Source organism: Paraburkholderia sp., from assembly GCF_050742655.1.
Lineage (GTDB): Bacteria > Pseudomonadota > Gammaproteobacteria > Burkholderiales > Burkholderiaceae > Paraburkholderia.
Map to the genome: position 1 here is coordinate 150,817 of NZ_JBOIGG010000004.1, position 24,906 is coordinate 175,722.

Consider the following 24,906-nt stretch of genomic DNA (forward strand, 5'->3'; position numbering starts at 1 on the left):
ACTCGTGGTGCGCCGCGAAAGACGCGGCCGCCGCGTGTTGCGCACCGGCGGTCCCGATTCCGACTGATTCCGGTTCCGGGCGGTGCGCGGCACGCGGCGGACCGCTGTGCAAATCATGACTGCTGTGCCGTTGCCGGCGCGGCAGCGCGTTTTCCAACTCGATTCTTGCCGCCTGTACGACGACTGTATTACGTCGGCTCCGGACCGCCCATCGGGCGTGGCCCCGAGCCGTGTGCTGCCATGCTGCGCTGCGGCCGCGGCGGTGGACCGTCGCGCGCCTCGTTTCAGTTATCCGGATAGATGCGGGTCGCGAAGTACCGTTGCGCGAGCCGATCGAAGGTGCCGTCGCGATGGATCTCGATCAGTGCCTTGTCGAAGGCCGCCTTCAGATCGGCGTCTTCCTTGCGCAGACCGATCGCCGTGCCGTCGCCGAGTGTCCCCGGATCCTGCAGCGCCGGGCCGGCCCATGCGAAACCCTGACCGCGAGGTGTCTTCAGGAAGCCGGCATCCGCCTGCAGTTCGTCCTGCAGCGTCGCGTCGAGACGGCCGGCGGCGAGATCCGCGTACACCTGGTCCTGGTTCTGGTACGCGACAACGGTGACGCCCTTTGGCTCCCACCAGGTCTTCGCGTAGGTCTCCTGAGTCGAGCCCTGTTCGACGCCGATGTGCTTGCCCCGCAGCGACTGTGGCGTGGGCAGCAGCGGCGAGCCGCGTCGCGCGATCATGCGGGCGGGCGAGTCGAACAGCTTGCTGGAGAAGTCGATCTGCTCGCGACGCCGGTCGGTGACCGTCAGCGACGACACGATCGCATCGAATTTCTTGCCCTTCAGCGCGGGAATCATCCCGTCGAGATCCTGCTCGACCCACACGCAGCGGACCTGCATCCGCGCGCAGAGTGTCTTCGTGAGATCGACGTCGAAGCCGACGACGTCGCCGCTGGCCGCCTTCGATTCGAACGGCGGATAACTGGCGTCGACCCCGATGCGCACCGTCTTCCATTCTTTTGCGGTAGCGCCCGTGGCCATCATGGCCAGCGCTACGCACAGTGCGAGCTTCCTCATGTTTCTCCTGTGTTGCGGATCGCCGTGATACGTCGTCCCGGCGACCGCCGGCGGGTAGCCGACCGTCGCTATTCTAGGCGGTCAAAAATGCCGCGCGCATCCGGGCGCGCATCTCTCCGAACCCCTCTCCGCACCGGTCACCCGGCTGCCGAAAGCCGCCACGGCCGGCCCGCGCCGACCGCCTGGGACCGTTCGTCCGCAGCCGTCCGCCTGAAAAGCGCGGTATTTTACCCGAAGCGGCGCCCGGCGCCAGTCGGGCGGAACGCCGCAGCCTTAGGCGCAGGCACGCTGCAGGCATTGAGCGGATTACCGAAACGATCCGGTGCGGCGATGCGGATTGTCCTTCGGGCAGGTCGGCCATACATTCGTTCCATCGCAATCACACTGGAGATCGACATGATCGGGATTCGCCGCTCGGCCGAACGTGGCCATGCCAACCATGGCTGGCTCGACTCGTATCACAGCTTTTCGTTTGCCGATTACTACGACGACGCGCATGTCCAGTACGGACCGCTGCGCGTGATCAACGAGGATCGCATCGCGGCGGGGCGGGGCTTCGGCACGCACGGCCACCGCGACATGGAGATCGTCACCTATGTGCTGGACGGCGCGCTGTCGCATCGCGACAGCATGGGCAATGGCTCGACGATCAGCCCCGGCGACGTGCAGCGGATGAGCGCCGGAACCGGCGTGATGCACAGCGAGTTCAACGCGTCGAAGGAGGCGTCGCTGCATCTGCTGCAGATCTGGATTCTGCCGAAGCGTCAGGGCGATCAGCCGGGCTATGAGGAAAAGCGCTTCGAAGAAGCGGACAAGCGCGGCCTCCTGCGCGTGGTTGCATCGCCCGACGGTCGCGACGGCTCGGTGACGATCCATTCGGATGCGTCGATTCACGCGGGGCTGTTCGATGGCGACGAGCGCGCGCAGTTCGCGCTGCCGGCGGGGCGGCGTGCGTACGTGCACGTCGCGCGCGGCGCCGTGACGGTGAACGGCAATGCGTTGCAGGCCGGCGACGCCGCGATGATCGCCGACGTCGATACGGTGACGATCGAGAACGGCGACGCGGCCGAGGTGCTGCTGTTCGACCTCGCGTGAGTGCAAGGCGGCAGGAGTTGCTGCCGCAGCTAGCCACGAACGCGGAACGCCACGGGTTTAGCCCGTGGCGTTTTTTCTTGCCGGCGACGCTGGTGTGGGGCTTACGGCTTCAGGCCGATCCCCGACGCAGCGCCGTCGTGGTGCTGCCAGCGTTCGCTCATCTTCTCGTGGCGCGCGGCCATCTTCGCGAAGTGTTGCTTGAGCGCGGTGCTGACGATGGTCTTCTGCTGGTCGTTCAGACCGTTATAGAAGTTCAGCCATGCGGTCGTGGTCTGCTCGCGCAGTTGCGCGTCCTGCTGCTCGATACGCTGATGCGCGCTGTGCAGCGCGTTCAGGTCGAGGATCGGTTGCTGTTGCAGCGCCTGGAACTGCTGCTTCATCTGCTCGTGATTGGCGCGGGCAGCGGTGCGATCCTGCTTCATCGTGTCGAGCGCGGCCTGCCACTGCTTTTCCTCGTCGGCGTTCAGATTCAGCTTGTCGTGCAGCTCCGTCAGTTGCTTCATGAAGTGGCCGTCATGCCGGCCATGCCAGCCGGGGCCACCGTCGGGACCGCCGGCTGGCGCGGCCGCATAGGCGAGGCCGGTGACGAGCGCGAGCGACGCCGCGGCGACAGCGAGAAAGCGCGAAGTTTTCGCGGATATAGTGTTGGACATTGAGAGGCTCCGTGTGATGAAGTAGCCGGCGACGCGGCAACCCATCAATCGACGTGGCCGCATCCGGTAGGACACAGCGTAGAGGTGGGCACGATGCGTCGTGTTACGGCACGCATCGCCGGTGTTACGCGGCATTACCCGCGCCTTTCGCGGTAACACCCGGTAACCCTTTGACGACCGGCGAGGGCCATCCGGCTGGTCTGGCGCGTTAAACTTCGCCCCATGGCTACTCAAATTCTTGTCGTCGACGACGACGTCGAACTGCGCGATCTGCTGCGCGACTATCTCGCCCGTCAAGGCATCGAGGTTTCGGTGCTGCACGACGCGGGGTCGCTCGAACGGCGGCTCGAACGCGAACGTCCGGACCTGATCGTGCTGGACCTGATGATGCCGGGCGTGGACGGACTGACCGCGCTGCGCAAGCTGCGCGCGTCCGGCGACGACATCCCGGTCATCATGCTGACCGCGCGTGCCGACGACGTGGACCGCATCGTCGGTCTCGAACTGGGCGCGGACGACTACCTCGGCAAACCGTTCAATCCGCGCGAACTGCTCGCACGCGTGCAGGCGGTGCTGCGCCGCCGCCGCACGCTGCCGTCCGCGGCGGCGCCCGAACAGCGCGAGCCGTTTTCGTTCGGCCGCTTCACGCTCGATTTCCAGTCGCGCACGCTGCATCAGGAAGGCCGGCCGATCACGCTGTCGGGCAGCGAATTCGCGCTGCTGAAGATCTTCGTCAATCATCCGATGCGTACGCTCACACGCGAGCGTCTGCTCGAACTGCTGCACGGTCCCGAGTACGACGGCACCGACCGCGGCATCGACGTGCAGGTCTGGCGCCTGCGGCGCATCCTCGAATCGGATCCGTCGGTACCGCGCTTCATCCAGACCGTGCGCGGGCGCGGCTACGTGTTCGTGCCGGACGGCGAACAGCATGCGCCGTCCCATTGATTCGCTGTTCGGCCGGCTGGCCGTTCTGGTCGTCGGCGTGCTGCTCGTGTCGCATTTCGCGGGCTACGTGCTGTTTCGACTCGAACGCAACCAGGCGCAAAGCCGCTATGCGGTAGAAGAGGCGATCTTCCTCGTCGACGCCGTGCGTCAGCACGTCGTGCACAGTCCCGATCAACCGTTGCCGTCGCGGGTGCGACTCGTCGATCCGTCGAGTGCCGACGTGCCGCCGGACAACCCGAACCTGCCTGCGGGGCTGCACCGCTTCGTCGATGAGGTGCGCGACCGGGTGCCGTCCACGACGCAGGTGCGAATCGGCCTGCCGGGCAAGCCGCCCACGTTGTGGGTACGGGCGGCCACCGACCCCAACTGGATCGTCGTGCCGGTGCAGCCGCTGCGGCCGCCGCGCTCGCTCGACCGGATGGTGCTGTGGCTCACGGTGATCTTCTCGGTTGGCGTGATGGCCGCGCTGTTCGCCGCGTGGCAGTTGCAGCAGCCGCTGCGCTCGCTCGCGCAGGCCGTCGCGCGCTTCGGGCGCGGGCTGCCGGTGCCGCCGGTGCCCGAGCGCGGGCCGCGCGAGTTGCGTCAGCTCACGCACGGTTTCAACCAGATGGTGCAGGACATCGCGCGTACCGAGAACGACCGCGCGGTGATGCTCGCGGGCGTCGCGCACGACCTGAAGACGCCACTTGCGCGGCTGCGGCTGCGGGCCGAGATGCTGGAGGAGGCGAAGGTGCGCGACGGCGTCGTGCGCGACGTCGATTCGATGACGCACATCGTCGAGCAGTTTCTCGTCTTCGCGCACGACGGCGCGGACCGCAGCGAAGCGGTCGAGGTCGATGCGCAGTGCGAGCGGATCGTGCGCAGCTATCGCGCGGTTGCGGCGGGTGCGCCCGCCGTGCGCACGAATCTGACCGCGGGTCCGGCGTTCCGGCTGCCGGCGGCGACGCTCGACCGCGTCCTGTCGAATCTGCTCGACAACGCGCATGCGTATGGCGCGCCGCCGATCGTCGTGGCAACCGCGCGGGTCGGCGACGGCTACACGTTATCGGTCAGCGACAACGGTAAGGGCATCGCCGCACAGGACCTGATCAACGCGAGCCGACCGTTCGTGCGGCTCGATCCCGCGCGCGGCGGCAACGGCCATAGCGGCCTGGGTCTCGCGATCGTCGAGCGGCTGGTGCGCCGCGCGGGCGGCGAATGGGAAATCGGCAATCACGACGGCCGCGGTCTGCGCGTGCTGATGACGTTCCCCGACGAAGTGATGCCGAAGCTCGTCGCGGCCGCGCAGAGCGCGTGGTGATGCGCGGTGGCGCGTAATACCGCCTTTGCGGGCTATTCGGCGAACAGCGTGTTGAGCGCGGCGGCGGCATCGCTGTCCACCGTGTTCCACGTGACCGTCTCCGCCTCGAAGATGTAGTGCGTCGTGTACTTGCCGAGGCGCGCGAGAATCTCCTCCTGAATCACCTCCGGTGCGACGTCCAGCTTCAGGTACCACGCCGTCGACGACAGGCGTGTCTGGAACGCGCCGTATTCGGCCAGCAGATGGTCGAACGCGTCGGCATCCTGATCGCGGCAGACGATGACCAGATTCCCCTTCATGCAAACCTCCCGATAGAGCGATAGCTAGCGGCGACAACCTTCAGATGAAAGTGTCCTGAAGGTTGATGATACCTTGCTTCGCTTCGTACCTTTTCACGCTTGCCTTCGTCGAGTCCGCTCGCAGGTCATCCGGAATCAGCAGTGCTACCGCGTGGTCGAGGCGGTCCGGGCGGGCGGCGCCGTGTCGCCGGGATGAACCGCTTCGCAGCGATCGCGGCCGCGCGACTTCGCCGTGTACAACGCGTGGTCGGCACGGCTCATCAGCCGTTCGGACGGCTCGTCAGGACCAAGCTCAGTGATGCCGATGCTCACGCTCAGCCTGACCGTCGCCGGCAGGCTCGCCGACGGCATGGCCTGCAACCGCTGGCGCAGCCGCTCGACCGTTTCGAAGCCCGCGGCGAGACCGGTCGCGGGTAGCAGGATGCCGAACTCTTCGCCGCCCAGCCGGCCGATCGCATCGCCGTCGCGCAGTTCGGTGCGGCACGTCTCGACGAAATGCTCGAGCGCGCGATCGCCGGCTGCGTGGCCGAAGCGGTCGTTGATCTGCTTGAAGTGGTCGAGGTCGGCGATCGCCATGCACAGCGGCTCGCCGGCGAGCCGCGCGTCTTCGATCTCGTGGCGCAGCAGGTCGAGGAAATAGCGCCGCGACAGCGCGCCGGTCAGCGCGTCGTGGCGCGCTTCCGCTGAGAGCAGCGTATTGGCCGACTGCAGCTGTTCGGCCAGATGCCGTGTCGCGCGATGATGGCGCCGCTCGCGCAGGTACGACATCGCGATCACGCATGCGAGCGCGCTCGCGCCGGCCAGCGTGACGAACACCAGCAACCGGTCGCGCTTGTGGGTACGCAGCAGTTCCGGCCACGCGACGACCGGATCGACGAGATGCGCGCCGAGTCCCGAGTTGAGCCCGCTGCGCGCTTCGTACAGCGCGGGCCTCCGCCGCACCGACGTATCGAACAGCTGGGCGGCAAGCGCGTCGGGCACCCACGGCGCGTCGCGATGCAACTGCGCCGCCGGGCGGATGCGGATGTCGGGAAAGACGTCGCGTCGATAGATGTTGTGGCGCTCTTCCGGGCTCATGCTCATCACGTTCGAGCCGGGCAGCGCATGGCCTTCGAGCGACGCATCGTGCGCCATGATGACGACGCCGTTGCCGTCGGTGACGAAGGTGCCCGCGCGCGCGACCCAGTGGCGCAGCCGCGCGATGCCGACCTTCGCGACGACCGCGCCGACCAGCAGACCATCGTCGTAGACCGGCGCGGCGATGAAGATACCGGGCTCGCCGCTCGTGCGACCTACGCCGTAGACCTCCGTGAAAGCACCGAGCAATGCGTTCGTCAGGTAGGCGCGTGAGCGCATGTCGATACCGACGAACGAGCGCTTCGTCGTCGCGTTGCTCGACGCGACGCACAGGCCGTTCGCGTTGACCACCCAGACCATGTCGAGTCCCGAGTAGCCTTGCGCGTCGTGCAGGAAGGCGCTCACTGCGGCGAGCGACGGTTGTCCGAGCAGTTGCGCGCGACGCGCGGGTTCCGTGCCGCCGGCGTTCGCGGCATAATCCTGCGATTGCGTGAGCGCGTGCTGGATCACGTCGAGTTCGGCCATCGTCGCGGGGATGGCCCGGGACATCGCCAGGTCGCTGGCGATCACCTCGGCCATGTTGTCGACGACGGACGCGGACATCTGCCGCTGCGTGCGCAAGGCGGTGTCGAGTTCTTGCTGTACCATCCGGTCCGCGACGGCGTCGGCTGCGAACCAGCAGGCGAGCGCGATCAGCAGGAAGCTGATCGGCCAGGCCGCACGGCGCAAGGTTGTGCTGTTCATCGACCCTCTGGTCTGTCCAACTGTCTATATGCCGCGCCCCCATGCGTCGCGGCCGGCGGCCGGATGGGCCGCGTGCATGGCCGCCGGCGCAGGGCCCTGGGCGCAGCGTCTCGATTTTAACCGTCGGGCGGTGGCCCGGCTGTGTTCCCGTGCGCACGCACGCTGTCAGGTTCATAACGGCTTGCGGCGATGTTTTCTGAATGGGAGTGTGCCCGCCTGCTGTGGTTCGCACGCGACGGTCAGCCGTCCTACGCGCTGCGAGGCCATCCATCTAGCGGTCCGCGAGCGGCGAAAGGTTGTGCCTGAAACACAGGTTGTAGTAGTGTCGTGCCGTCCAAAACAAGGAAAGCCCGCCGGCTTCCGGGCGCATCGCGCCGCACAACCGGCACCGCGTCTCAACGCCAACGCTTAACGCCAACGAATCATCGCGCACATGCGTCCAGACCTGTTTGATCTCCGCTTTCCGGACCGATCCCTTTGCCGCGCCGCGCGCCCGTCATGTTCGTTGCGGCCGTTCATTGCCCGCCTGGCTTCGGCCTGCCGTGTCCGGGAGAGCATCTGATGGATTTCAGTTTCGACCTGAAACGGACCGCCAATGCATCAGCCTGGCGGTTGTTGCCCAACGGCTGGGACTTCGTCGCGTTTCCGCTGATCCTCTGTGCGATCGCGATGGCGGCGATCGGTTTCCACCAGACGATGGCGCCGATCTCGACGTTAAAGAGCCAGGTCATCTCGCTCGCGCCGGCGAATCTGCCCGAATACGCGATGCGCACGACGCTGCGGATGCTGGCCGCGATGGTCGCATCGCTGTCGTTCACGCTGATCTACGGCACGCTCGCCGCGAAGAGTCGCCGTGCGGGTCTCGTGCTGGTGCCGATTCTCGACATCCTGCAGTCGGTCCCGGTGCTGGGCTACATTTCCTTTACGGTTACCTTCTTTCTTGCCTTGTTCCCCGGGCGAGTACTCGGTGCCGAACTCGCGGCGATCTTCGCGATCTTCACGAGCCAGGCGTGGAACATGACGTTCAGCTTCTACCAGTCGCTGCGCACGGTGCCCCGCGATCTCGACGAAGTGTCGCGCGGCTTTCACCTGACCGCATGGCAGCGCTTCTGGAAGCTCGAGGTGCCGTTCTCGATGCCGGGCCTCATCTGGAACATGATGATGTCGATGTCGGGCGGCTGGTTCTTCGTCGTTGCGTCCGAGGCGATCACGGTCGGCAACAACACGATCACGCTGCCGGGCATTGGCGCGTACCTCGCGCAGGCGATCACCGACAAGAACATGCACGCGATCGGCTGGGTGATCCTGACGATGACGGTCGTGATTCTCGCGTACGACCAGTTCCTGTTCCGGCCGCTCGTCGCGTGGGCCGACAAGTTCCGCATGGAGAACACGAGTTCGGGTAACGCGCCGGAGTCGTGGCTGCTCGATCTGATCCGCCGCACGCGGCTGATCCACCGGCTGCTCGTGCCGCTCGGCTGGATGTTCGCGCGGGCTGCACGGATACCGCTGCGGCTGCCATCGTTCGACCGGGTGCGCTTCCAGATTCCGCAACGTCAGAAGTCGTCGCGCATCGGCGACATCGTGTGGACGATTCTCGTGATTCTGCTGACGGTGTACGTCGTGTATCACGTGGTTTCCTACGTGCGCACCGGCGTCACGCTCGACGAAGTCGGTCACGTGTTCGTGCTCGGTCTCATCACGCTGTCGCGCGTGATTCTGCTGATCGCGATCGCGTCGGTGGTCTGGGTGCCGATCGGCGTGCTGATCGGACTGCGTCCGGCACTCGCCCAGAAGATTCAGCCCATCGCGCAGTTTCTGGCCGCGTTCCCGGCGAACCTGCTGTTTCCGGTCTTCGTGATCGTGATCGTGCGCTTCCACCTGAACCCGGACATCTGGCTGTCGCCGCTGATCGTGCTCGGCACGCAGTGGTATATCCTGTTCAACGTGATCGCGGGGGCGAGTTCCTATCCGAACGACTATCGCGAAGCGGCGAAGAATTTCCGCATTCGCGGCTGGCAGTGGTGGCGCCAGGTGATGCTGCCGGGCGTGTTCCCGTACTACGTGACGGGTGCGATCACCGCATCGGGCGGCGCGTGGAACGCGAGCATCGTCGCCGAATTCGTGCAGTGGGGCGACACCAGGGTCGCGGCACATGGCCTCGGTTCCTATATCGCGCAGATGACCGCCGCCGGCGACTACCCGAAAATCATTCTCGGCATTGCCGTGATGTCCCTGTTCGTGACCTTGTTCAACCGCCTGTTGTGGCGTCCGATGTACGCCTATGCCGAGGCGAAGCTCCGGCTCGATTGAACGCACCATTAAGGCAAAACGCGATGCAAAATCTCAAAGCTGCCGCTACGCCGGCCTCGCTCCAGACGCCGCCTTCGCCGCCCCGGCTGGGCGACGAGATCCTGCGGGTCAAGGACGTGTGCCGCGGCTTCAACAAGACGCAGGGCGAACTGCTTGTCCTCGACGACGCGAACCTGTCGCTGCGTGAAGGCGAGATCGTCGGGCTGCTCGGTCGATCGGGCTCCGGCAAGTCGACGCTGCTGCGCATCATCGCCGGGCTGATCGAACCGACCGGCGGCGAAGTGACCTACCTGGGCAAGCCGCTGGCCGGGCCGGCCGAGGGCGTCGCGATGGTGTTCCAGACGTTCGCGCTGTTCCCGTGGCTCACGGTGCTGCAGAACGTGGAAGCAGGGCTCGAGGCGCAGGGCGTCGGCGCGCGCGAGCGGCGCGAACGTGCGCTCGCGGCAATCGATCTGATCGGTCTCGACGGCTTCGAGAACGCGTACCCGCGCGAGCTGTCGGGCGGCATGCGGCAGCGCGTGGGCTTTGCGCGCGCACTCGTCGTCGACCCGACGCTGCTGCTGATGGACGAGCCGTTTTCCGCGCTCGACGTGCTGACCGCGGAGACCCTGCGTACCGACTTGCTCGATCTGTGGACGCAGGGCCGCATGCCGATCAAGTCGGTGCTGATCGTCACGCACAACATCGAGGAAGCGGTGTTCATGTGCGACCGGATTCTCGTGCTGTCGTCGAATCCGGGCCGCGTGATCGCGGAGATCAAGGTGCCGTTCAAGCACCCGCGCAACCGGCTCGACCCGGCATTCCGCCGGCTCGTCGACGACATCTACGCGAAGATGACCGCGCGTCAGACCGACGAGGGCACGAAGAAGGGGCTCGAGCTCGGCAGCTGGCTGCCGCAGGTGTCGACCAACCTGATGGCCGGTCTGATCGAGACGCTTGCCGCGCCGCCGTATCACGGCCGTGCGGACATGCCGGAAATCGCCCGTTCGCTGCATCTCGAAGTGGACGATCTGTTCCCGATCGCCGAAGTGCTGCAGTACCTCGGTTTCGCCGATGTGCGCGAAGGCGATGTGTTCCTGACGCCGCCCGCACGTGTGTTCGCGGAGTTCGGCACGCAGGAGCGCAAGATGATGTTCGCCGAACATCTGCTGCGCAATGTGCCGCTTGCCGCGCGGATCAAGAAGGTGTTGAACGAACGGCCGGGACATCGCGCGCCGCGCGTGCGTTTCGAACAGGAGCTGGAAGATTTTCTGTCGGACAGCGCCGCGGAAGAGACGCTCGATTCGGTGATCGACTGGGGCCGCTACGGCGAGATTTTCTCGTACAACGACCAGACGGAAATCTTCAGTCTCGAGGACGTCGAGGCCTGAGCGTGGCGTAGCTCGTGCGATGCCGCGGCGGATGTCTTCATGGCAGCCGCGGCTGCTGCGCTTACTGCAGGTTGCCCCAGCGTTCGACGGCCGGTTCCGCGGCCGCCCACTTCCATCCCTTGTCCTGACGGCACGCGCTCGCGGTGTACCACTGCGCCGGCGAGGTCGGCTCGTCGCCGTCAACGACCGAGAACACGAACTCCTTGCAGATCGCGAGCGCCGATGCGAACGCGCGCGTGACGCGCACTTCGCCGTGGCCGTTCTCGAGCGGCAGCGTGTGCTTCACGCGCCACGGCCGCGTGTCGCCGACGGGCATCGCGCCCGCGAGCGCGGCGATCAGGTTCTGCTGATCGGTGTGCATGTTGCGCATGAAGGTGTTGATCGCTTCGTCCGTCGCCGCCTGCACCGCGATGCCGACGCCGATGCCGACCGCGGGGTTCGTCGTGACGATGCCCGATGCGATGCCGGCCGCGGCGCCGCTCGCCGCACCGATCGACGAGCAGCCGTTCAGCAGCACGCTCGCGCCTAAACACAGCGCACCGGCCAGCACGATGTGTACGCCGACGCGGCCGAAGCGGCCGACGCGCGCGCTCATTGCAGCGAGCCCCAACGTTCGGTGGCGGGCTCGGCGGATGCCCATTTCCATGCGTCGCCGTCGCGGCAGATCGACGCGACGTAGAACGCGCTGGTGGCCGGGACATTCGGCGTCGCCGGTTGATCGACCGAGAAGACGATTTCCTTGCAATCGAGTGCACCGCTGCTGATCGTGCGGCTGACGGTGACGCGGCCGTGTTCGTCGTCTTCGATCGGCACCGAGTGCGTAACGCTCCACGGGGCGATCGCGCCGACGTCGAGCGGCCCGGCGATTTTTGCGATGCCGTCCTGCGTGTTGCGGTGGATGACGCGTTCGGAGTACTGGACGCCGGCTCTCGCGGCGGCGACGGCGCCGAGACCGATGCCGGTGGCGACGGCGGCGTTGTTGGTGACCTTTGCGGCAAGTGCGGCGCCGGCGATACCGGCACCGGCTGTCGCGCCTTCGGTGTAGAACGAACCGCATCCGCTCAAACCCGAAACGACGACCAGTGCGAAGGTCAGCGCGGCAAGCGGCGCCGCAAGTGGCGCGATAGGTGAGGGCGCGACGCGGCCGGCCCGATACGTTTTATTTTGCATGTTCCCTGCTGTGCTCCTGCTTGGCGCCGGCCATCGATCGTTGCAGGTAAAGCGCAGTCAATGGCGACGCGGCGGTTCCTCTTTAAGCAGTGGCATTGTGCAGGATGTGTTTTGTAAATGGCAGTGGAAAAATGCAAGGAATTGCAAACGCGCGTGCACGTGCGACGCGTTTTTGCAAGGCCTTCGCAAAACGTTTTTACGTTTCTTCTGCGGGCGGTTCTTCTTCGTCGTCGCCGTAGGTGCTGAGGCGGTTGTAGAGCGTTTTCAGACTGACGCCGAGGGCCTTCGCCGCGCGACGCTTGTCGCCGCCGCAATACTTCAGCGTGCCGAGGATGATCTGCTTCTGCGCATCGGCGAGCGGCGTGCCGATCCACACGCTCATCGACTCGCCCTGCGTGACCGGCTTCTTCACGCGCGACACGAGATGCGGATGCGGCAGTTCGACGACCTCCTCCGCGAGGATGAACGCGCGGTACACCGCGTTCTTCAGCTCGCGCACGTTGCCGGGCCACGACCACGTGCGCACCGTATCGAGTGCGCGTTTGCTGAGGGTCTTGCTCGCGCCTTCCTGCTCGTTGAGCGTCGCGAGAAAGTGCTGTGCGAGCAGCTCGCGGTCGCCTTCGCGTTCGCGCAGCGGCGGCGCACGCAGCGGAAAGACGGCGAGCCGGTACATCAGGTCTTCGCGCAGGCCGTTTTCCTTTACGGCGACGGCGGGGTCGCGGTTGGTCGCGGCGATCACACGCACGTTCGAACTGATCAGATCCGAACCGCCGACGCGAAAGAACGTGCCGGTCTCGAGGGCGCGCAGCAGCTTCACCTGGCGCACCGGCGACATCTCGGTCACCTCGTCGAGAAACAGCGTGCCGTTGTTCGCGTGCTCGAAGTAGCCGATGCGTCCCTGGACGGCGCCGGTGAAGCTGCCTTTCTCATGACCGAACAGTTCGGCCTCGATCAGCTCGTCGGGAATCGCACCGCAGTTCACGGCAATGAACGGCGCATCCTTGCGCGCGCTGTGATCGTGAATCGTCCGGGCGATCAGTTCCTTGCCCGTGCCCGATTCGCCGATGAGCAGCGCGGTGGCGTCGGTGGACGCCACGCGGCCGATGTGCTCGTAAAGCTCGAGCATCGCGGGCGACGAGCCGTACAGCAATCCGTACGACCTGAGCCCCGCGACGCCCTGAGCGCCGCGTTGCTTCGCCGTTGCCTTGGCGGTGCCGTCGGCCGTGGGCGAGTCCAGATCGATTGACGCCATAAGCGGGTAGTCCTCTGCAAAGTGTGAGCGGGATGCCGCGGTGCGTTCGCCGTCGAGGCGAGTCGTGCCGGGCGTGGCTCTTTACGCTATCGACGCTTTTACTATCTCACAAAAGTTGAGCTAACCATTCACGAGGCAATGTACGCGAACCAGAGGCAGCGCGTTCGACGTCTGCTGCGGCACATCATTCGCAGACTGCGAAAAAGCGACAGGGAGAGTCTGTGTGTGGGCGCCCGTCGCGCAGTCTATCGCGGGTTTATCGCAAGCTTGTTCGCGGAATCAGTGGAACTCCCGGCGCTGTCCGGAATCGACATTGAAGGGGGATGCCGCTTGCACATACCCATGATCCGCGTGTGCACGCGATGCCGGGCAAGGGCGTCGACGCGCTGCGCGAGCGGTTGCGCAGGCATATCGATTCGCTGCAGGACATGCTGCCGGATGCGCAATCGGCCGCGCGTTCGCTGAATCGGGATATCACCTTATAATGTACGAAATCACAACAATCGAGTAATAGTTTCCGCTTAAAATCAGTAACTGTTGCAAGGTTGTGCCAAGTGGCCCGGGAATCGCGCTTGAGGCGCCCCACTTGGCAGGCAGGCGCTAACCTGGCTTTGTCCGCTTCCCGCGCGCGCCGTCCCGTTCCTTGACTCACGCTATCCACGCTACCGAGGCGCAATGCCACACGTATTGATTGTCGACGACGACCCCGCGACCCGCGAGGCCCTCGCCACCGTCATCGGAGAAGACGGACTGACAACGGCCACCGCGGGCGATCTGCGCGAGGCGCGTATCCAGCTCGTCCGGCAGATGCCCGACGTCGTGTTCACCGACCTGAAGCTGCCGGACGGCAGCGGCGTCGATCTGTTCGAGGATCTCGATCCGCGTTCGGGCGTCGAGGTGATCGTCATCACCGGCCACGCGACCGTCGAGTCCGCGGTGAGCGCGCTGAAGATGGGCGCCGCCGACTACCTCGTGAAGCCGATCAACATGCAGCGCGTGAAGGCGATCCTCGCGCGCCTGCCGCGTCCCGGCGACCTGAAGGCCGAGATCGGCACGCTGCGCGGCGAGCTGCGCCGGATGGGCCGCTTCGGCCTGATGCTCGGCAACTCGCCGGTGATGCAGGAGGTCTACGACCAGATCGGCCGCGTCGCGCCGACCGCCGCGTCGGTGATGCTGGTCGGCGAATCCGGGACGGGCAAGGAAGTGGCCGCGCAGACCCTCCACGAACTGAGCCTGCGCCGCAAGCACGCGTTCCTCGCGGTGAACTGCGGCGCGATTTCGCCGAACCTGATCGAGTCGGAGATGTTCGGTCATGAGCGCGGATCGTTCACCGGCGCCGATCGTCAGCACAAGGGCTATTTCGAACGCGCGAACGGCGGCACGCTGTTCCTCGACGAGATCACCGAGATGCCGGTCGAGCTGCAGGTCAAGCTGCTGCGCGTGCTCGAGACCGGCATGTTCATGCGGGTCGGCACGACGAAGGAAATCGAGACCGACGTGCGTGTGATCGCCGCGACGAATCGCGATCCGGAACAGGCGGTGCTCGAAGGCAAGCTGCGCCTCGACCTGTATCACCGGCTCAACGTGTTTCCGATCAGCCTGCCGCCGTTGCGCGAGCGCGGCAAGGACGTGGATCTGCTGGCGCAGTCGTTCCTCGACGCACTCAACGAGCGTCACAGCACGCGCAAGCATTTCCCGCCCGCGGTGAAGGACATGCTGCTGTCGTACCCGTGGCCGGGCAACGTGCGCGAGCTGAAGAACTACGTGCAGCGCGCACACATCATGTCGTCGACGGATTCGGACACGACCGCGGCGGTACCGCTGCAGATCACGCTGTCGAAGCCGGCGGCCGGCACCGCGGTGACGATTCCGTTCGGCACGTCGCTCGCGGAAGCGGACCGTCAGCTGATTCTCGCGACGCTCGAACAATGCGGCGGCGTGAAGACGCGCGCGGCGGAGATTCTCGGCATCAGCCTGAAGACGCTGTACAACCGGCTCGTCGAATACGGCAACGATGCGAGCCGTTCGGACGAAAGCAATGCGGCCGACGAATCGCGCGCTACCCGCCCGGCGGCATAGCGCTTGCTGCCGCACGAGATCAGGAACAGGAGCCCCCATGCCGCGCAGCCCATCCGATCCGCTCTACGCCCATCGTCCCGAACCGACCGATCCGCCGACACCTGACGACCCCGACACGGTGCCGGACCCGGCTCGCGAACCCATCGAGCCGGACCCGCAGCCGATCGGCGATCCGCCGCCCGAGCCGACTCAAACGCCGTATGGCGTGGCGCGCCGCTTATTGATGTAGTCGTTACAAAAACGGCGCATCTTTTACCGGCGCTTTATCCCGGCGAGCCCTAGACTACGTGAAGGCCACCGGCACGGTGGCGGCCTTCTCAGGAGGCACGACCATGAGACACCCTGCATTGCGGCGCTCCGCGCGCCATACGAAGCGCGATTCGCATCCCGGCGGTACCAGCAGCACGCCATCCACGCCGGATCCAGCCGGGCAGAACCGCGTCGCGCCCGACGCACCGCCGGACGGCGAGCACAACCAGGGCGGCGTGCGTCCCGAAGGGCTGGACTACCAGCGCGACCTCGGCTCGGAACAGGACGCCTGACACAGTTGGCGAGGCGCCGTCCCGGCGCTCAGCGGACTCGCTCGCCCATCACGCAACGACACCGCTATGCGATACGCAACCCGTCGCGGGAAGGCACTCGTCTCGCGCATTCGTGAAGTGCCTTTCGTTCCTGATTTTTGAGACGGGGCACGCGGATTGCGTGCAACGACGACGCACTTCCGCATGCAACTTCAACGGAACGAGGTGAAGCTGAATGAGTAGATTGATCGTGGTATCGAATCGCGTCGCGCCAATCCAGGAAGGACGCCCCTCAGCAGGGGGCCTCGCGGTCGGCGTGCTGGACGCGCTGAAGGAGACGGGCGGCGTATGGTTCGGATGGAGCGGCGAGATCGTCGCGGAGCCGTCCGATCCGGCGATCGAACAGCAGGGCAACGTGACCTATGCGACCGTGGGTCTGACGAAGCGCGACTACGACCAGTACTACCGGGGTTTTTCGAACGCCACGCTGTGGCCGGCCTTTCACTATCGCAACGACCTGTCGCGCTACGACCGCGAGGAGTACGGCGGCTATCTGCGCGTGAACGAGACGCTCGCGAAGCAGCTGAAGGCGCTGCTGCGTCCCGACGACATCATCTGGGTACACGACTATCATCTGCTGCCGTTCGCGCGCTGCCTGCGCGAGCTCGGCGTGAAGAACCCGATGGGCTTCTTCCTGCACATTCCGTTTCCGGTGCCCGAGGTACTGCGGACCGTACCGCCGCACGACGAACTGGTCCGCGCGATGTGCAGCTACGACGTGATCGGTTTCCAGACGGATGCGGATCGTCAGTCGTTTGTCGATTACATCGAGCGTGGCGGGCACGGCACGTCGAGCGATGACGGCATGCTGCACGCGTTCGACCGTTTTCTGAAGGTCGGTGCGTACCCGATCGGCATCTATCCGGATGCGATTGCGAAAGCATCCGAACAGTTCGGCGATCGCAAGGCGGTGAAGAGTCTGCGCGACGGTATGCGCGGCCGCAAGCTGATCATGAGCGTCGACCGGCTCGATTACTCGAAGGGACTGGTCGAGCGCTTCCAGGCGTTCGAGCGGCTGCTGCTGAGCGCGCCGGGCTGGCATGGTCGTGTGTCGCTGGTGCAGATCGCGCCGCCGACGCGCTCGGACGTGCAGACCTATCAACGCATCCGGCAGACTCTCGAAGGCGAGGCGGGACGTATCAACGGACGCTTCGCGCAGCTCGACTGGACGCCGATCCAGTACCTGAACCGCAAGTACGAACGCAATCTGCTGATGGCGCTGTTCCGGCAATCGCAGGTCGGCTACGTGACGCCGCTGCGCGACGGGATGAATCTGGTCGCGAAGGAATACGTCGCGTCGCAGGATCCGTCCGATCCGGGCGTGCTGGTGCTGTCGCAATTCGCCGGCGCGGCGGAGCAGTTGCCGGGCGCGCTCGTCGTCAATCCGTTCGATCTGTCGCAGATGGCCGAGGCGCTCGAGCGCGCGCTGTCGATGCCGCTCGCCGAACGGCAGGCGCGGCACTCGGACATGATGGTGCGGCTGCGCGAGAACAACCTGTCGGTGTGGCGCGATACCTTCCTGGGCGACCTGCGCAACGTGGCGACGGCTTCGTCGGTGACGGAGCGGGCGGTGAAGCTAGCCGACGCGACTGCGTCGTGATGGACGGCGAATGCTGCTGAGTGCGTGAACAGCGCGCGAAAGAACTGAAGAGCCGGCCGGTGCGTGTGGGCGCACCGGCCGGCTTTTTTTATCGAGCATTTCGCTCAATGCGCCGCGGCAACTCCACGTTGCGCGCGCCGCAACATGCTGACGACCGCCGCGACCGCGGAGAAGCCGCTCGAGACGTACAGCGCGACCGTCGGGCCGTTCTGCGGCACGACGCCGAAGATCAGCGCGACGAGCGCGGCACCGAGCGTCTGCCCGGTGAGTCGCGCGGTGCCGAGCATGCCGCTTGCGCCGCCGCTGCGTTCGCGCGGCGCGGACGCGAGCATCGTGCGGTTGTTCGGCGACTGGAAGATGCCGAAGCCCGCACCGCACAGCGCCATGCGCCACGCGATGTCGAGCGGCTGCGGATGCGGGCCCAGTGTCGCAAGCAGCAGCAGGCCGCAGGTCAGTGCGACGAGCCCGATGCCACCGAGCAGTCCGGCCGATATACGATCCGACAGCACGCCGGAGATCGGCGCGGCGGCGACGATCACGAGCGGCCACGGGGTCATCAGCAGGCCGGTCTGCACTTGCGACAACCCGAGCGTGTTCTGCAGCAGGAACGGCAGCGACACGAACGCGAGCATCTGCGCGGCGAACGAACACACCGACGTGCCGACCGACAGCGCGAACACCGGAATGCGCAGCAGATCGACGGGGAGCAGCGGCGCCGGCTGCGTCAACTGGCGCCGCACGAACACGTAGCCGATCGCCACTGCTGCGATCAGTTCAGCGGCGACGTAGGCCGACCGCTCGCCGTGGCCGAGACCATCGACCGCGAAGATCAAGAGGCCGAACACCAGCGCGTTCATCACCGCGCTCGCGTAGTCGTAGGGCGAGTCGTGCCGTTTGTTTGCCGGCAGTGCGCGGATACCGAGCACGAGCGCGACGATGCCGATCGGTACGTTGATTGCGAAGAGCCACGGCCACGACGCGACCGACAACACGGCGGACGCAACGGTCGGCCCCACCGCCGACGATATCGCGACCACCATCGCATTGATCGCCACGCCGCGGCCGAGCTGTGCCCGCGGATAGATCATCCGCACGAGCGCGGTGTTCACGCTCATGATGCCGGCCGCGCCGAAGCCCTGCACGACGCGCGTGAGCGCGAGTGCGGGCAGCGACGTCGCGAGCGCACAGCCGAGCGATGCAACGGTAAACAGCACCATCCCGCCCAGATAGATCCGCCGGTAGCCGATGCGATCGCCGAGCGACGCGAGCGGCAGCAGCGAGATCGTCACCGCGAGCTGATACGCGTTGACGACCCAGATCGACGATGCGGCGCTTGCGTGCAGATGGCGGGCGATGGTGGGAAGCGCGACGTTCGCGATCGCGCTGTCGAGTACCGCGAGCGTGACGCCGAGTGCGACGACGACGATGGCCCAGTAGCGGGCGGGCAGTGGGAGTCCCTGTTCTTCTTGTGTGTTCATCGGCAACGGAGGCGAGAATGAAAAGCGCCGATCGCGGGCAGGTCGGGCCCGGCGGCCGGAGCAACCGCGAACGGCGAACGGCGGCGCGGATTACTTGAGTTCGTACAGGCCGGTATACGTCGCGGAATCGAGTTCGTTCAGGTGCGTCATGAAGCGCGCGACCGCGTTCGTCGTTTCGGCGGTGATCGGCAGATGCGTGACCTTCAGCGCGTGCAGCCGGAACACATAGCGATGCGGCTTGTCGCCGCGCGGCGGTGCGGCGCCGCCGAAGCCCATCGTGCCGTAGTCGTTGCGCACCTGCAGCGCGCCTTTTGGCAGCAGCGTGCCGTCGGCCTTGCCCGCGTTGCGCGGCAGCGAGCGCGTGTCGGCGGGAAGGTTGACGACGACCCAGTGCCAGAAGCCGCTGCCGGTCGGCGCGTCGGGATCGTAGACCGTCAGTGCGAGGCTTTGCGCGTCCGCGGGCGGCGTGTCCCATTGCAGCGCGGGCGACACGTTATCGCCGTCGACACCGAACGATTTGTCGTCGAACTCGTGTGCTTTCGGCATGAAACCATTGGCGGGAAAGTCATCGGACCAGAGTCGAAAATCGGCCATCGAATGTCTCCTTCAAAGCAGGTTCTGAAGACGAATGGGCGCTGAGGATGCACCCGGCGAGACGATCGAGTGTAGCACTGGCACGCGGCGGGGTTATGCGGGGCCGGCAGGCTTTGCCGGTGTCGGGGCGCCGCGTTCGTCGAGCGTTTCGGCGTCGCCGTGCAGCCAGTCGACGAGACGTTGCAGCACGCCGTCGAGATCGCGATTCGCGCCTCGCAACGCGCATTCCCACACGGTCGCGACGCGCCAGCCACGCTCGCGCAGTAGTTGCTGCGCCTTCAGGTCATTGCCGCGATTACGGCCGATCTTGTCGCGCCAGAAGTCGGGCCGCGTCTGCGGCCATTTGAACAGATGGCAGTCATGGCCGTGCCAGAAGCAGCCGTGCACGAACACGACGGCGCGATAGCGCGGCAACACGATGTCGGGACGACCCGGCAGGTCGCGCGCGTCGAGGCGGAAGCGAAAGCCGCGCCGATGCAGCAGGCTGCGGATCAATAACTCGGGTTTCGTATTGCGGCCGCGGATGCCGGACATCATCCGGCTGCGCGTGGCCGCATCGACGACGTCGACCATCAGCTCGCCTTCACGCGACCATCGCGAGTGCCGAAGCTGAAGCTGAAGCAGCCGGCACCGCGCCGATCAGCGCCTCGACGTGCGGCAGCATGATGCGCGCGACTTCGCGCATCACCGGCATCACGACGCTGTTGCCGAACTGCCGGTATGCCTGCGTGTCGCTGACGGGAATCCGGAACGTGTCGGGGAAGCCCATCAACCGTGCACATTCGCGCGGCGTCAGGCGACGCGGACGCTTGCGCGGTCCTTGATAAACGAGAATTTCCGAGCCGTCCTTGTGATAGCGCGCGGACAACGTGCGCGTGACGCTGTCCGGATAGGCGAGCCCGAAGCCGAAGCCGTTGCCGGCCGCGCGATGCTTGTCGGCGTAGTGCTGCAGATATGCCCACAGCTTCGGCGTCAGCGTGTATTTGGGCTGCACGCGGCGCTTCGCATGATCGTAGAAACGGTCTGCGTCCCACGGCAGGAGCGGCTCGCTGCCGTCCGTGCGATGCAGGATCGATGCGAGCCGCGGCCCTTCGGTCGGCAGTCGCAGATCGTCCCACGAGAAGGCGGTCGGGCCGCGAAAGCCCGCGATCAAAATCCGCTCGCGATGCTGCGGCGTGAAGTGGCAGCCATCGATCACGTGGTAGTGCACTTCGTAACCGAGCTCGTCGCGCAGCGTCTGCAGGATCACGTCGAAGGTGCGGCCCTTGTCGTGCGACAGCAGGTTCTTCACGTTCTCGAGCAGAAACGCTGCAGGCTGGCGCTCGGCGATGATGCGCGCGACGTCGAAGAAGAGCGTGCCCTGGGTCGTGCACTCGAAGCCGTGCGGACGGCCGAGCGCGTTCTTCTTGCTCACGCCGGCGATCGAAAAGGGCTGGCACGGAAAGCCGCCGAGCAGCACATCGTGTTCGGGGATCGCATCGGCGGGAAACGACACGATGTCGCCGATGAACTCACGGTCCGCGCCAAAATTTTCGAGGTAGGTTTTCTTCGAGAACGCGTTCCACTCGCTCGTGAACACGCAGGCGCCGCCTTGCGCTTCGAAGCCCATCCGGATGCCGCCAATGCCGGCGAACAGATCGATGAAGCGGAACCGTGCGGGTGCGTGTGTCGCCGAGGCGGAGCCGGTTTGCAGCAGCGTGTGCAGTGCGGGTTCGAGCATCGCGGGGCAGGGCGTTTCGCCTTTTTCCCAGCGCCGTACGGTCTTGATGTCCTTGCCGACGTACTCGGCGATCTGCCGCTGGGTGAAACGGGTACGCGCCTGTTTCAACAGTTCGAGCGGGGCGGCCTGGGTCACGGAGGGTCCTTGCTGGGAATTTTTGCGGACATTATGACCCATGGGTGACCCGCTTGCGGAGCGGTTTTTTCGAGACGAGGCGCGCGCGGAGCAGGCAGCCCTGGCGGTCGGGGAGCAAGCGTCTCGCGCCGACCGCCAGGTGTTCGCGCTGCGGGACACAGAATCGGCGATGCGTTGCGATGCGGTCAACGATTGTTAAATCGGCGTCAGGCGCCTGGTGACCGGTTGCTTATGCACTGAGTGACGCTTGGGTATGCAGATGCCGGCGATATGGTCAGTGTCCGTGGCCACCGCCGCCGTGACCACCACCGCCGCGTCCGCCGCCGCCGCGTCCGCCGTGCTGCCAGTAGCCGCCGTGGTCGCCATGCCAGCCGCGATCGCCCCAGCCGCCGCGACGATAACGATCGCCGCCGCCTCCGGCCCAGATGTTGACCGTGCCGTAGCCGTAAGCCGGCGCGTAGTCAGGGCCGTACGCATACCCCGGATCGTAATAGCCGTAACCGGGAGCCGCCACGCAGCCCGCCAGCATGACGACTACACCTGCCGCCCCGATGAGCTTGAACATGATTTGCTCCTCCTTTCACCTAGGAAAGGAATTGGGCTATCTAAGTTCGAGGGGAATTGTGTCGGGAGTTTACGGGTGGTCGGCCGGAGTGCCCGGGATGCCCAGGTATCCGCACGCGCGAACGCACAAAGAAAAACAGCCCCGCGCGGGCAGGGCTGTCGTTGTTGCGTGATCGCGAAGCGTGACTTCGAGGCTTCAACGGCAGCGGTTCACCCAATGATGATGAACCCGGACGCGATGACACACGCGATGATGGTGGTCGTAGGCGAATGCCTGAGAGACGCTGCCGAAAGCGGCAGCCACGGCGACCAGCGCCAGAAAAGCCTTCTTCACGATGAGTTCTTCCATATGGGGTTGAGCCAGAGCTTCGATGCTAGCAAAGCAGCATTACGAAAGGCTGAAACGGTCGTCTGGCTTATGCGGGGGTTGACCACATACCCGCTGGAACCCAGATCTTGCGAAATGGTAAGCGGCACTCTCGATGAATTGGGTTTGATTTAAGCAATAATGATTTGCCTTCTTAGGTATTAACCCTAGTTCCATTCCCTCCTAGACTGTAGTCAACGGTCGCCGATGAAACGAAACACGACACCGCATACAAACAATCTCTGGAGGTAGTCATCATGAAATCCCTGATCAAAGCAGTTGCTCTTGCAGTCGTCCTGGTTGCACCGGTTGCGTCATTTGCCCAATCGAACCAGCCGCTGACCCGCGCACAAGTGCGCGCCGAACTCGTTCAGCTGGAAAAGGCGGGTTACAACCCTGCCACCGCGAACGATTACGACTACCCGAGCAACATTCAGGCTGCCGAAGCACGCGTCGCTGCACAGAACGGCACGGCGCAAACCAGCGGCTATGGCCCGTCGGTGAGCGGTTCGTCGGATGCGGGTCACCCGGCCGCGTCGGACGGTACGAAGCCGGTTTTCTTCGGTCAATAAGCAGGACAGACGGGCCGTCAGTGGCCCGCGACTTCAGGGAGCCTAACCCCTGAAACCGCGCAGGCCCGCTTCCCGTCAGGGAGCGGGCCTGTTTTGTTGGTGCGTTACCTCCGCCGCCGGTGTTCCGGCGGCTTCGCCCGGGCGCAGTTCACAGTCGTCCGGGCGTTTTTCGGTTTGACGCGACCCGTGAACGAAACTCGTGTGGCAAATTCAGCAATTATTACCTTGTAATTGGCGAAATGTGGGGAAGCATGGTGTTTTTTCCGATTTTGGTGTATTTATAAAGCATGGATACTGGTAGATGAACTGTTCAGTTCAGGTGACCTATGCGCACGCTTCCGCTTTCCGATACCGCCTGGCAGCAGGTTTGCCATCTTTTTCCGCATAGCGACGCGCGGCGGTTTGGGCGCGCGAGTCGCGATCCGCGCGACGTTCTGAACGCCGTGCTGTGGGTCGTGACCCAGCACGAGCGATGGCAGCATCTGCCGGCAGACTATCCGCCGTCGCAGACCTGCTACATCAAATGGCTGCAGTGGACGCGCGCCGGCCTCATGGCCGAAGCGATGCTGTTGCTCGATCTCTACTGGGCAACGGAACAAGCCGAACAATCTGAACAAGCCGAACTGGAAGAACAGATGGCGTGACGGCGGCCTCATGGCGTCGGGTTCGCGTTCAACGGTTCTCGCGATCAACTCCGGTAACATGGCGGGTCGCCGCGCGGCCTGCTGGAACGGGTCGTTAGCGAATCTGACTTGAACCGATAAAGAGTTACGCCGTGAGTGATGTGATCGAATATAAGAGCTGGGTCTGCCTGATTTGCGGCTGGATCTATAACGAGGAAGAAGGACTGCCCGACGAGGGCCTCGCAGCGGGGACACGCTTCGCGGATATCCCCGAAGACTGGCGCTGCCCGTTGTGCGATGTCGGCAAGGTCGACTTCGCGGCCGTCGAGTTCTAGCCTGCCGGTTTTCCTGACTAAGCCCAAACGTTTCGCCTGGCTGTGTGCAGACTCATCTGCGTACGGCCACGACGATCAGTTCGCGGCTTTCGTCATCGACCGGTGTTTGCGACCAGTCGCCATACCAATGCGCAACGTCGAAGCCGGCCTGGTCGAGCGATTCGGCCAGCGCGGTCTGCGGGCGAAAACGCAACTCGCTCGTCGCGACTAGCTCGTCCCCTTCAGCGGCGAACCGGTAATGCGTCGCGAAGCGCACGCATTCACCGCGCACATCGAGCAGCACCTGCCATATTTCTACCGCCTGCCCGTCGGCGTCGGCGATGGTTCGACGCGAGCGCCCGGGCGTCCAGTCGTTCCACGGCGCGCGCTGCGGATGCCGGCTTTCGAATGCGAGACGGCCGCCGGGCCGCAACATGCGATGCGCGGCAACGAGCGTGCGATGCCAGCTCGCATCGTCGTTAAACACCTGGGCCACATGTCCCGTCATGATGACCAGATCCGCGTGCTCGACCGCAGCGTGTCTGGCATCGCCTTCGATCCATTGCACGCGTTCGCCAGCAGGTCGCTGGCGGGCGACGTCGAGCATCGCGCGCGACGGATCGATACCGGTCACATGGTGACCGCGCAGCGCCAGTTCGCAGGTAAGCAGGCCGGTGCCGCAGCCGATATCGACGATGCGCTGCGCGTGCGGCGCCGAGGCGAGCGCGAGATAGAACGCGGTATCGGCGGCGAATGGATTGAGCGCGTCGTACAGCGCGACGAGACGCGGATCGGTGTAGAGCGTATCGATGGACATGCCGCGCATGGTAGCGGCGAACCGTTGCCGGTGCTCAGCGGCGCTACCCGGATGCCATTTTCGTGTCCGGGTACGTTTGCTATACTCTGGCCCCTGCGGCGTTGTCCCGCGTCATGACGGTCGACTTAGGAACATGACGGCTGACGGGACATCGACTCCGGCTTTCTACAGCCGGTATTT

General features: G+C 65.3%; 27 protein-coding genes. 13 read left to right on the top strand and 14 right to left on the bottom strand.

The genetic code is table 11. The annotated features are described in order from the left end of the window. Positions 1-284: 284 nt before the first annotated feature. Positions 285-1,061, bottom strand: coding sequence for an ABC transporter substrate-binding protein (locus ACREXZ_RS07890; protein WP_431763493.1), 777 nt, complete (start codon positions 1,059-1,061; stop codon positions 285-287). A 396-nt stretch (positions 1,062-1,457) separates the two neighbouring features. Here ACREXZ_RS07890 and ACREXZ_RS07895 point away from each other — a divergent pair, with 396 nt between their 5' ends. After that, the gene (locus ACREXZ_RS07895) at positions 1,458-2,156 is read left to right on the top strand and encodes a pirin family protein (protein WP_431763494.1); all 699 of its coding nucleotides are present in this window, start codon (positions 1,458-1,460) and stop codon (positions 2,154-2,156) included. A gap of 101 nt (positions 2,157-2,257) precedes the next feature. Here ACREXZ_RS07895 and ACREXZ_RS07900 read toward each other — a convergent pair whose 3' ends face one another. Continuing rightward, positions 2,258-2,809 carry a periplasmic heavy metal sensor gene (locus tag ACREXZ_RS07900; RefSeq protein WP_431763495.1) on the bottom strand — a complete coding sequence of 184 codons (552 nt, stop codon included), beginning with the start codon at positions 2,807-2,809 and terminating at the stop codon, positions 2,258-2,260. 222 nt (positions 2,810-3,031) lie between these two features. On the opposite strand from ACREXZ_RS07900, the gene ACREXZ_RS07905 reads away from it, so the two are divergent. Both ACREXZ_RS07905 and ACREXZ_RS07910 read left to right on the top strand, forming a co-directional pair. Then, positions 3,032-3,757: a response regulator gene (locus ACREXZ_RS07905; protein WP_431763496.1), complete on the top strand. Its 726-nt coding sequence runs from the start codon at positions 3,032-3,034 to the stop codon at positions 3,755-3,757. After that, on the top strand, positions 3,741-5,057 hold the full coding sequence (locus ACREXZ_RS07910) for an ATP-binding protein (protein ID WP_431763497.1): 1,317 nt from the start codon (positions 3,741-3,743) through the stop codon (positions 5,055-5,057). The genes ACREXZ_RS07905 and ACREXZ_RS07910 overlap by 17 nt, the downstream gene beginning before the upstream one ends. A gap of 32 nt (positions 5,058-5,089) precedes the next feature. Here ACREXZ_RS07910 and ACREXZ_RS07915 read toward each other — a convergent pair whose 3' ends face one another. Together ACREXZ_RS07915 and ACREXZ_RS07920 are read right to left on the bottom strand one after the other, a co-directional pair. After that, positions 5,090-5,356 (bottom strand): hypothetical protein, encoded by a 267-nt coding sequence (locus ACREXZ_RS07915; RefSeq protein ID WP_431763498.1) that lies wholly within the window; start codon positions 5,354-5,356, stop codon positions 5,090-5,092. A 144-nt stretch (positions 5,357-5,500) separates the two neighbouring features. Then, entirely contained in the window at positions 5,501-7,177 is a 1,677-nt protein-coding gene (locus ACREXZ_RS07920) for a sensor domain-containing diguanylate cyclase (RefSeq protein ID WP_431763499.1), read from the bottom strand. Between the two features lie 561 nt (positions 7,178-7,738). Here ACREXZ_RS07920 and ACREXZ_RS07925 point away from each other — a divergent pair. Both ACREXZ_RS07925 and ACREXZ_RS07930 read left to right on the top strand, forming a co-directional pair. Then, positions 7,739-9,490 (top strand): ABC transporter permease, encoded by a 1,752-nt coding sequence (locus tag ACREXZ_RS07925; protein WP_431763500.1) that lies wholly within the window; start codon positions 7,739-7,741, stop codon positions 9,488-9,490. 23 nt (positions 9,491-9,513) lie between these two features. Then, positions 9,514-10,860, top strand: a complete 1,347-nt coding sequence (locus tag ACREXZ_RS07930; protein WP_431763501.1) for an ABC transporter ATP-binding protein — start codon at positions 9,514-9,516, stop codon at positions 10,858-10,860. Positions 10,861-10,921: 61 nt separating this feature from the next. Here ACREXZ_RS07930 and ACREXZ_RS07935 read toward each other — a convergent pair whose 3' ends face one another. The 3 genes from ACREXZ_RS07935 to ACREXZ_RS07945 all read right to left on the bottom strand — a co-directional run bounded on the left by ACREXZ_RS07935 (position 10,922) and on the right by ACREXZ_RS07945 (position 13,282). Beyond that, positions 10,922-11,455, bottom strand: coding sequence for a hypothetical protein (locus tag ACREXZ_RS07935; protein WP_431763502.1), 534 nt, complete (start codon positions 11,453-11,455; stop codon positions 10,922-10,924). Continuing rightward, positions 11,452-12,030 (bottom strand): hypothetical protein, encoded by a 579-nt coding sequence (locus tag ACREXZ_RS07940; protein WP_431763503.1) that lies wholly within the window; start codon positions 12,028-12,030, stop codon positions 11,452-11,454. The genes ACREXZ_RS07935 and ACREXZ_RS07940 overlap by 4 nt, the downstream gene beginning before the upstream one ends. 196 nt (positions 12,031-12,226) lie before the next feature. Next, the gene (locus tag ACREXZ_RS07945) at positions 12,227-13,282 is read right to left on the bottom strand and encodes a sigma-54 interaction domain-containing protein (protein ID WP_431763504.1); all 1,056 of its coding nucleotides are present in this window, start codon (positions 13,280-13,282) and stop codon (positions 12,227-12,229) included. 323 nt (positions 13,283-13,605) lie between these two features. Between ACREXZ_RS07945 and ACREXZ_RS07950 the strand changes: the two genes are divergently transcribed. From ACREXZ_RS07950 to otsA, 5 genes are all read left to right on the top strand, one after another. After that, complete coding sequence (locus ACREXZ_RS07950; protein ID WP_431763505.1) at positions 13,606-13,767, top strand: hypothetical protein; 162 nt, start codon at positions 13,606-13,608, stop codon at positions 13,765-13,767. Between the two features lie 190 nt (positions 13,768-13,957). Further along, positions 13,958-15,361 carry a sigma-54-dependent transcriptional regulator gene (locus tag ACREXZ_RS07955; protein ID WP_431763506.1) on the top strand — a complete coding sequence of 468 codons (1,404 nt, stop codon included), beginning with the start codon at positions 13,958-13,960 and terminating at the stop codon, positions 15,359-15,361. Between the two features lie 37 nt (positions 15,362-15,398). Further along, positions 15,399-15,590: a hypothetical protein gene (locus ACREXZ_RS07960; protein ID WP_431763507.1), complete on the top strand. Its 192-nt coding sequence runs from the start codon at positions 15,399-15,401 to the stop codon at positions 15,588-15,590. Positions 15,591-15,693: 103 nt separating this feature from the next. Further along, the gene (locus ACREXZ_RS07965) at positions 15,694-15,903 is read left to right on the top strand and encodes a hypothetical protein (protein WP_431763508.1); all 210 of its coding nucleotides are present in this window, start codon (positions 15,694-15,696) and stop codon (positions 15,901-15,903) included. Between the two features lie 214 nt (positions 15,904-16,117). Further along, entirely contained in the window at positions 16,118-17,542 is a 1,425-nt protein-coding gene (gene otsA, locus ACREXZ_RS07970) for an alpha,alpha-trehalose-phosphate synthase (UDP-forming) (RefSeq protein WP_431763509.1), read from the top strand. Between the two features lie 104 nt (positions 17,543-17,646). On the opposite strand, the gene ACREXZ_RS07975 is transcribed toward otsA, so the two are convergent. The 6 genes from ACREXZ_RS07975 to ACREXZ_RS08000 all read right to left on the bottom strand — a co-directional run bounded on the left by ACREXZ_RS07975 (position 17,647) and on the right by ACREXZ_RS08000 (position 22,382). Continuing rightward, positions 17,647-19,020 (bottom strand): MFS transporter, encoded by a 1,374-nt coding sequence (locus ACREXZ_RS07975; RefSeq protein WP_431763510.1) that lies wholly within the window; start codon positions 19,018-19,020, stop codon positions 17,647-17,649. Between the two features lie 90 nt (positions 19,021-19,110). After that, the gene (locus tag ACREXZ_RS07980) at positions 19,111-19,614 is read right to left on the bottom strand and encodes a YbhB/YbcL family Raf kinase inhibitor-like protein (protein WP_431763511.1); all 504 of its coding nucleotides are present in this window, start codon (positions 19,612-19,614) and stop codon (positions 19,111-19,113) included. A gap of 93 nt (positions 19,615-19,707) precedes the next feature. Beyond that, positions 19,708-20,187: a very short patch repair endonuclease gene (locus ACREXZ_RS07985; protein ID WP_431763512.1), complete on the bottom strand. Its 480-nt coding sequence runs from the start codon at positions 20,185-20,187 to the stop codon at positions 19,708-19,710. A 10-nt stretch (positions 20,188-20,197) separates the two neighbouring features. Continuing rightward, entirely contained in the window at positions 20,198-21,469 is a 1,272-nt protein-coding gene (gene dcm, locus ACREXZ_RS07990; RefSeq protein WP_431763513.1) for a DNA (cytosine-5-)-methyltransferase, read from the bottom strand. Positions 21,470-21,743: 274 nt separating this feature from the next. Next, on the bottom strand, positions 21,744-22,034 hold the full coding sequence (locus ACREXZ_RS07995; RefSeq protein ID WP_431763514.1) for a hypothetical protein: 291 nt from the start codon (positions 22,032-22,034) through the stop codon (positions 21,744-21,746). Between the two features lie 195 nt (positions 22,035-22,229). After that, positions 22,230-22,382 carry a hypothetical protein gene (locus ACREXZ_RS08000; RefSeq protein ID WP_431763515.1) on the bottom strand — a complete coding sequence of 51 codons (153 nt, stop codon included), beginning with the start codon at positions 22,380-22,382 and terminating at the stop codon, positions 22,230-22,232. Between the two features lie 275 nt (positions 22,383-22,657). On the opposite strand from ACREXZ_RS08000, the gene ACREXZ_RS08005 reads away from it, so the two are divergent. The 3 genes from ACREXZ_RS08005 (at position 22,658) to ACREXZ_RS08015 (ending at position 23,930) form a co-directional block, all read left to right on the top strand. Next, positions 22,658-22,972 carry a DUF4148 domain-containing protein gene (locus tag ACREXZ_RS08005; protein WP_431763516.1) on the top strand — a complete coding sequence of 105 codons (315 nt, stop codon included), beginning with the start codon at positions 22,658-22,660 and terminating at the stop codon, positions 22,970-22,972. Positions 22,973-23,298: 326 nt separating this feature from the next. Further along, on the top strand, positions 23,299-23,616 hold the full coding sequence (locus ACREXZ_RS08010) for a transposase (protein WP_431763517.1): 318 nt from the start codon (positions 23,299-23,301) through the stop codon (positions 23,614-23,616). A gap of 131 nt (positions 23,617-23,747) precedes the next feature. Beyond that, positions 23,748-23,930, top strand: coding sequence for a rubredoxin (locus ACREXZ_RS08015; protein ID WP_431763518.1), 183 nt, complete (start codon positions 23,748-23,750; stop codon positions 23,928-23,930). A 52-nt stretch (positions 23,931-23,982) separates the two neighbouring features. Here the strand turns inward: ACREXZ_RS08015 and ACREXZ_RS08020 are convergent, their stop codons facing one another. Then, positions 23,983-24,726, bottom strand: a complete 744-nt coding sequence (locus tag ACREXZ_RS08020; RefSeq protein ID WP_431763519.1) for a class I SAM-dependent methyltransferase — start codon at positions 24,724-24,726, stop codon at positions 23,983-23,985. Positions 24,727-24,906 lie beyond the last annotated feature (180 nt).

What these genes read in the sequence shown, in the direction of transcription:
- ACREXZ_RS07915 (WP_431763498.1), bottom strand. Translation starts at nt 5,356, where the DNA reads ATGAAGGGGAATCTGGTCATCGTCTGCCGCGATCAGGATGCCGACGCG.
- ACREXZ_RS07985 (WP_431763512.1), bottom strand. Translation starts at nt 20,187, where the DNA reads ATGGTCGACGTCGTCGATGCGGCCACGCGCAGCCGGATGATGTCCGGC.
- ACREXZ_RS07950 (WP_431763505.1), top strand. Translation starts at nt 13,606, where the DNA reads ATGCCGCTTGCACATACCCATGATCCGCGTGTGCACGCGATGCCGGGC.
- ACREXZ_RS07940 (WP_431763503.1), bottom strand. Translation starts at nt 12,030, where the DNA reads ATGCAAAATAAAACGTATCGGGCCGGCCGCGTCGCGCCCTCACCTATC.
- ACREXZ_RS07905 (WP_431763496.1), top strand. Translation starts at nt 3,032, where the DNA reads ATGGCTACTCAAATTCTTGTCGTCGACGACGACGTCGAACTGCGCGAT.
- ACREXZ_RS08010 (WP_431763517.1), top strand. Translation starts at nt 23,299, where the DNA reads ATGCGCACGCTTCCGCTTTCCGATACCGCCTGGCAGCAGGTTTGCCAT.
- ACREXZ_RS07890 (WP_431763493.1), bottom strand. Translation starts at nt 1,061, where the DNA reads ATGAGGAAGCTCGCACTGTGCGTAGCGCTGGCCATGATGGCCACGGGC.
- ACREXZ_RS08020 (WP_431763519.1), bottom strand. Translation starts at nt 24,726, where the DNA reads ATGTCCATCGATACGCTCTACACCGATCCGCGTCTCGTCGCGCTGTAC.
- ACREXZ_RS07910 (WP_431763497.1), top strand. Translation starts at nt 3,741, where the DNA reads ATGCGCCGTCCCATTGATTCGCTGTTCGGCCGGCTGGCCGTTCTGGTC.
- ACREXZ_RS07925 (WP_431763500.1), top strand. Translation starts at nt 7,739, where the DNA reads ATGGATTTCAGTTTCGACCTGAAACGGACCGCCAATGCATCAGCCTGG.
- ACREXZ_RS07980 (WP_431763511.1), bottom strand. Translation starts at nt 19,614, where the DNA reads ATGGCCGATTTTCGACTCTGGTCCGATGACTTTCCCGCCAATGGTTTC.
- ACREXZ_RS07960 (WP_431763507.1), top strand. Translation starts at nt 15,399, where the DNA reads ATGCCGCGCAGCCCATCCGATCCGCTCTACGCCCATCGTCCCGAACCG.
- otsA (WP_431763509.1), top strand. Translation starts at nt 16,118, where the DNA reads ATGAGTAGATTGATCGTGGTATCGAATCGCGTCGCGCCAATCCAGGAA.
- ACREXZ_RS08005 (WP_431763516.1), top strand. Translation starts at nt 22,658, where the DNA reads ATGAAATCCCTGATCAAAGCAGTTGCTCTTGCAGTCGTCCTGGTTGCA.
- ACREXZ_RS07995 (WP_431763514.1), bottom strand. Translation starts at nt 22,034, where the DNA reads ATGTTCAAGCTCATCGGGGCGGCAGGTGTAGTCGTCATGCTGGCGGGC.
- ACREXZ_RS07935 (WP_431763502.1), bottom strand. Translation starts at nt 11,455, where the DNA reads ATGAGCGCGCGCGTCGGCCGCTTCGGCCGCGTCGGCGTACACATCGTG.
- ACREXZ_RS07900 (WP_431763495.1), bottom strand. Translation starts at nt 2,809, where the DNA reads ATGTCCAACACTATATCCGCGAAAACTTCGCGCTTTCTCGCTGTCGCC.
- ACREXZ_RS07965 (WP_431763508.1), top strand. Translation starts at nt 15,694, where the DNA reads ATGAGACACCCTGCATTGCGGCGCTCCGCGCGCCATACGAAGCGCGAT.
- ACREXZ_RS07955 (WP_431763506.1), top strand. Translation starts at nt 13,958, where the DNA reads ATGCCACACGTATTGATTGTCGACGACGACCCCGCGACCCGCGAGGCC.
- ACREXZ_RS08000 (WP_431763515.1), bottom strand. Translation starts at nt 22,382, where the DNA reads ATGGAAGAACTCATCGTGAAGAAGGCTTTTCTGGCGCTGGTCGCCGTG.
- ACREXZ_RS07895 (WP_431763494.1), top strand. Translation starts at nt 1,458, where the DNA reads ATGATCGGGATTCGCCGCTCGGCCGAACGTGGCCATGCCAACCATGGC.
- ACREXZ_RS07975 (WP_431763510.1), bottom strand. Translation starts at nt 19,020, where the DNA reads ATGAACACACAAGAAGAACAGGGACTCCCACTGCCCGCCCGCTACTGG.
- ACREXZ_RS07920 (WP_431763499.1), bottom strand. Translation starts at nt 7,177, where the DNA reads ATGAACAGCACAACCTTGCGCCGTGCGGCCTGGCCGATCAGCTTCCTG.
- ACREXZ_RS07930 (WP_431763501.1), top strand. Translation starts at nt 9,514, where the DNA reads ATGCAAAATCTCAAAGCTGCCGCTACGCCGGCCTCGCTCCAGACGCCG.
- ACREXZ_RS07945 (WP_431763504.1), bottom strand. Translation starts at nt 13,282, where the DNA reads ATGGCGTCAATCGATCTGGACTCGCCCACGGCCGACGGCACCGCCAAG.